Below are 4320 nucleotides of genomic sequence, written 5' to 3'. Positions count from 1 at the left end.
GAGGTCTTTGGAGGAGACACGCATGCCGACCCCAAATCGTCGCCTTAGGCAGGCACGCGAACTACGAGGTTGGTCCCAGGCCAAAGTTGCGGAGCAGATCGGTACCGATGCCACCACCGTCAGTCGTTGGGAGCGAGGACTATTTTCCCCGACCCCCTACTTTCGTGAGAAGCTCTGTCAGCTTTTTGGCAAGAACGCCGAAGAGCTAGGATTACTAGACAGCAGCAAAGAGCAGCCCGAGAGAAGCGCTGCGGCGACGATGGCGCCAGCGGTTGTGAGGGCGGAGGTAGGGGAGAATGGACATGCGTTCCCCTGGGGAGTGATGCCGCCTCAAGCGCCTTCCTGGCAGCAGCGCACAGACACCTTTGCCTATATTTTACAGAGTGCGGTGCATGATGTGCAGGCGCATCTCCTTTGGGAAGATGCCTATGTGCGCGTACTGCAGGGTCAAAGGGCCCAAGCGCAGCGCTCAGGGGAAGCCAGCCTGAGTGCCTTCGAGCAAGTCGGGCATATCAACGCCGCCGTCCTGCGTGAATGGTTACAGCAGCACGGCCTGCTTACCTCGTCTTCTTCATCCTCCCCGTCTACTGAGGTTGTTGAGCCGAGCGGATCTCAACAGCACCAGCAGCCATCGTCTCCCGTCTCAGCGCCAAGCTCTGCGTCTGGGACCACTGAAAGGCCGGTCGGAGCCATTCGTCGCTTTGGCTATGGCAGGAGCCTGGGTTTCCTCCTGGTGCTCATGATTGTAGCCGCTGTGGTCCTCTGTGGACTCTCGATTGGCCAGCTACAGCCTACGGTTCTTTCCTCGCCTCGCCTTGCTGGCTCTGGGCAGGATGCCCGCGTGATTGCAACAGCTTCCATTTCTCCAACACGCACGACGCTGCCTGCGACTCCCACTGCAACCGCTGCCAGGTCAGCGACGACGCCGCCTGGACAGCCCACTCCCTCCCCTGCGCCCCCGTCTCAAGCTACATCGACTGTTTCTGCTGCTGCTGCCGCTTCCGCCTCTGCCTCTCTGTTGATTACTATCAACCCGACCAAATTGACGCCCCATGACTGTGTCCTTGAGGCCCTTGGCTATCGTTGTACGTTGACGCTCTGGCCTTTCACTGGCCAGGCTAGCAAGCTCTCCTGGCAAGCGAGCAGCAGAGATCTGCCTGTGCGTTTTAATCCTCCTGGAGGTACCTGTACCCCGGGCCAGCCGTTTGAGGTGATTGCCTATATTGTAAGCAGCTCAGGTCAGCAGGGTCACCTCCTCTTTGCCTTCACGATGCCGTCTTCGGGCGCCACGTACACGCAAGTTGTACTCTGGCAAGACTAGCCGCGGGAGGGTTCGCCTCGCGGCTCGCTGGGTGAACGATCGCTGGGCCTGGCTGACCAGCTAGTGTGAGGTCTGTCGTCGCTCAGCCTATCCTTATCTAGCGGGACTCTGCTAGCCTGGCTACGGCGGTATCGCTCAGCTCAGCAAAAGCTTGGGCACCCGGCGCGCAGTGTGAAGAGGTTCTCCCTCTCCGCTGCCCGTCAGGTGCCTAGTGACTGTCTACCGGGTGTTCTTGTGGGCACAGGGCAGCTACGATAGAGTATCTTTCCACCAGCACTGAGCGAGCTGCCTCATTGGTAGAGGACAAGGCTCTCACACTCACTCAAAGGAGGTGATCCAGCGTCGCAGAGTGTTTGCTCGCATGTCCTGTCCCCTCTGCACTGGTGCGCTCCGGCGTAATCTGCCCGCTCGCTGAGGGCTGGCGGAATTGACAGGCCTTGCTGGAGGAAGCGGCGTATCTGCTCTGTTACATTCTGCGGCTAGTGTCGGAGCCTTCCACCTATTCACCTACGTGTCTTGCGCTTCTGTGTGGGTGGGCCATACCCCACCTGCAGTCGTTTGCTCGCAGAGAATGCTGAGCGACAGCAGGAAGATCGTGAAAGGAAACAGAGACCTATGAAAACCTTCCACATAGGGGTACGTCTCAAGAGCAGAGTAACGCTCTCTGCGGCAGCGCTAGCCGTTCTAGGAGCCTTGCTTCTGCTGACGACCTGCCTGGTCGGCCCTTTCCATCGTCCCACCTCGGTGCGCGCGGCACCGGCCTTCAACTACGGTGAGGCGTTGCAAAAGGCCATTTACTTTTATGAAGAGCAATCGTCTGGTCCCAAGCCATCTTGGAATCGCGTCCCGTGGATCGGAGATTCGGCCACGAAGGATGGCTCCGACGTTGGTTTGGATTTAACGGGAGGCTGGTATGATGCTGGCGACCATGTGAAGTTTGGTCTGCCGATGGCCTACACTGTGACGATGCTCTCCTGGGGAGTGATCCAGTACCGCAATGCCTTCGTCCAAGATGGCCAGCTCCCCTACATTCTCAACAATATTCGTTGGGCTACCGACTACTTTATCAAGGCTCATCCCTCGCCGAATGTCCTCTATGGACAAGTAGGTGACCCGAGCGCTGATCATGCCTTCTGGGGGCCGGCGGAAGTTATGCAGATGGCCCGCCCTGCCTACAAAATTGACCCGAGCTGTCCTGGTTCCGATCTGGCCGGCGAGACCGCTGCTGCGATGGCTGCCGCCTCGATCGTTTTCCAGCCGACAGATCCCACCTACGCCAGTACGCTACTCACTCATGCCAAGCAGCTCTACACCTTTGCCGATACGTACCGTGGCAAGTATGATGCTTGCATCACGGCAGCTAGTGGCTACTATACCTCGTATAGTGGCTACAACGATGAGCTGGTCTGGGGGGCGATCTGGCTCTATCTGGCCACGAATGATAGCAGCTATCTGACTAAGGCTGAGAATTACTATAACAATCTCAGCTATCAGTCACAGACAACTGTCCATTCCTACAAGTGGACCATTAGCTGGGACGATGTGTCCTATGGCTGCTATATCCTGATGGCTGAAATCACAGGCCAGCAGCAGTACAAGGACGATGCTCAGCGCTTTCTGGACTGGTGGACGGTTGGGGTCAATGGTTCACGTGTGACCTATTCGCCGGGCGGCGAGGCCTTCCTTGATAGCTGGGGTTCGCTGCGCTATGCGGCCAATACCGCTTTCCTGGCCCTGGTCTATGCCGACTACCTGGGTCCGAGCAATCCGCTCTATTCGCGCTATCACGATTTCGCTGTTCAACAGATTAATTACATTCTGGGGGCCAATCCGCGCAACTGTAGCTACATTGTCGGCTTCGGTTCTTGCTATCCACAGACACCTCATCATCGCGAAGCGCACGATTCGTGGACGAACGACATTAACAATCCAAGCTATGAACGTCACATCCTCTACGGGGCAATGGTTGGTGGCCCCAGCTCGCCGAATGACCAGTTCACTGATAATCGCCAGGATTATCAGACCAATGAGCCTGCCGATGACTACAACGCTGCACTGGTAGGCGCTCTGGCTCGCCTTTACCAGGAGTATGGCGGTAGTCCGGTTGCTTCCCTGCCGGATAAGCCCAAGGATGATGACGAGATCTATGTGACGGCGGCGGTTAATGCTTCTGGTAGCAACTTCACCGAGATTAAGGCCATCTTTATCAACAAGAGCGGCTGGCCTGCGCGGGTGACCAATAACCTGTCACTGCGCTACTACTTTACGCTGGAGCCGGGCGTGACGCCAAGCATGCTCACACTGAGCATGAACTATACCGAGTGCGGCAACCAGATTTCAGGCCCGACGCAGTACTCGGGTAACATTTACTATGTGACGGTGAGCTGCGCTGGAGTGCTGATCTACCCAGGCGGGCAGAGCAACTATCAGAAACAGGTCCAGTTCCGCATTACCAGCGCTGGAGCCTGGGACCCGACCAATGACTGGTCCTATCAGGGGGTAGCCACGCCTGCCGGGGCGACGCCGGTTAAGGTGACCAATATTGTGGTCTTTGATGGGAATACCCAGGTCTGGGGGACGCAGCCCAATGGCACGGGGCCAACGCCAACCCCGACGCCGACAGCAACAGTTACTCCCACGGCGACGCCGACGGCGACAGCCACCAGCACGCCGACGCCGACACCCACGCCGCGGCCTACCGTGACGCCAACAGCGGCACCCAGTCCGACCCCGACGCCGAGTCCTGCGCCCAGCCCAACACCTAGCCCAACGCCGGTAGCTGGAGCGAGCTGTCGTGTCCAGTATGTGATCACCAGCCAGTGGCCGGGCGGCTTCGGAGCGGTGATCAATATCACGAATACAGGGACGACGACGATTAACGGGTGGACGTTACAGTTTAGCTTCCCGAATGGGCAGACGGTGACGCAGGGCTGGAACGGGAGCTTTAGCCAGCAAGGGAGCACGGTAACGGTGACGAACCTGTCGTACAATGGGACGAT

General features: G+C 58.1%; 2 protein-coding genes. Both read left to right on the top strand.

The window, feature by feature from the left end; translation table 11 throughout:
* Positions 1-22 precede the first annotated feature (22 nt).
* Positions 23-1321, top strand: a complete 1299-nt coding sequence (locus IRZ24_RS17310) for a helix-turn-helix transcriptional regulator (protein WP_297166956.1) — start codon at positions 23-25, stop codon at positions 1319-1321.
* A gap of 615 nt (positions 1322-1936) precedes the next feature.
* On the top strand, positions 1937-4320 hold a 2384-nt coding region (locus IRZ24_RS17305), incomplete at its 3' end, for a glycoside hydrolase family 9 protein (RefSeq protein WP_297166954.1).

It is taken from the genome of Thermogemmatispora sp., from assembly GCF_019683755.1.
Taxonomy (GTDB): domain Bacteria; phylum Chloroflexota; class Ktedonobacteria; order Ktedonobacterales; family Ktedonobacteraceae; genus Thermogemmatispora.
This window is presented reverse-complemented; position numbering and strand designations above follow the sequence as displayed.